1 protein-coding gene is annotated in these 1,097 nt (G+C 57.1%); it reads right to left on the bottom strand.

Annotation, left to right across the window (positions count from 1 at the left end; all coding sequences use genetic code 11):
* Positions 1 to 55 precede the first annotated feature (55 nt).
* A complete protein-coding gene (locus F451_RS0124365; RefSeq protein ID WP_020684022.1) occupies positions 56 to 1,057 on the bottom strand; it encodes a sugar ABC transporter substrate-binding protein in 1,002 nt (333 codons plus the stop codon).
* Positions 1,058 to 1,097: the final 40 nt, after the last annotated feature.

The following is a 1,097-nucleotide window of genomic DNA, read 5'->3' as shown; positions in this document are numbered from 1 at the left end:
AGGGCCTGAATTTATATTGCAAGGTGCCGTTCAGGCACCCTGCATGCGGCTCACGTTACCAGGTCGGGCGCTCGAACTGCTCGACGTTTTCTGCGGTGATTTTCGGGGTCTCGATCGTGTCGACAGCAGGCACCTCGATACCGTTTGCGACTTTGACGGCGGTTTGAATCGCGAGAATTGCATCATCGATCGGTGACTGCTTGTTGGAACCGGTTTCCCAGCCCGACTTGATCGCATCCCAGCCTTCGCCGAAGAGGTTGCAGGTGACGACCTTGACGTCGCCCGCCTTTTTACCAGCGCCCTGGAGGGCGCTGATGGCTCCGAGGCCCATGCCGTCGTCGAAGGCGTAGACGCCATCGATCTTGTCACCGAACTTGGTGAGGTAGGTTTCCATTACCGTCTGGGCTTTCTCCCGGTTCCATTCAGCCGTCTGGCTGGCGAGTATTTCGATGTTGGGGTAAGCGTCTTCCATCGTGTCCATGAAGCAGTTCTTCCGCAAGATGGAAACCGTGTATCCCGGCGTGCCTTCAATCACGACGATGTTTCCTTCTCCATTCAGCGAATCTCCGAGAATCTCTGCAGCTTGCTGAGCCTGGGCGCAATCGTCAGGTCCGGTGTGTGCCTGAATGTAGCGACGGCCCGCTTCGCCGATCGGTGAGTTGGAGGTGATCACGGGGATTCCAGCGCGGGAGGCCTGGCGTACTGCCGGAATCAACGCATTTTGCGATGTCGGCCAAAGTACAATGGCATCGAGATGCTTCGACACCATGTCCTGGAGCTGGTTGAACTGCGTGGAGGGGTCGCCCTGGGGGTCCATAACCGTGGCGTCCAGCCCCAGCTCCTGGGTGTAACGTTCTGCCGCTTCGGCATATTTGGCCTGGTACGCATTGGAGCCCGGGTAGAGGAGTGTGATTCCGATACGGGTTTCGGACAGCGGCTTCTTGAGCTCGCCTCCAAGCCAGTCCGGCGCCTCATCCGCCTGGGCGGACAGAGACAGGATACCGCTACAGATTGCACCAAGCAGAAAAGATCGTGTTATTTTATTCTTTATATTCATCTTTGACCCCAGTGATGTGATTTAACGATTGGAAGGCCCG

This window comes from Marinobacterium rhizophilum DSM 18822, from assembly GCF_000378045.1.
GTDB lineage: Bacteria > Pseudomonadota > Gammaproteobacteria > Pseudomonadales > Balneatricaceae > Marinobacterium_A > Marinobacterium_A rhizophilum.
This window is presented reverse-complemented; position numbering and strand designations above follow the sequence as displayed.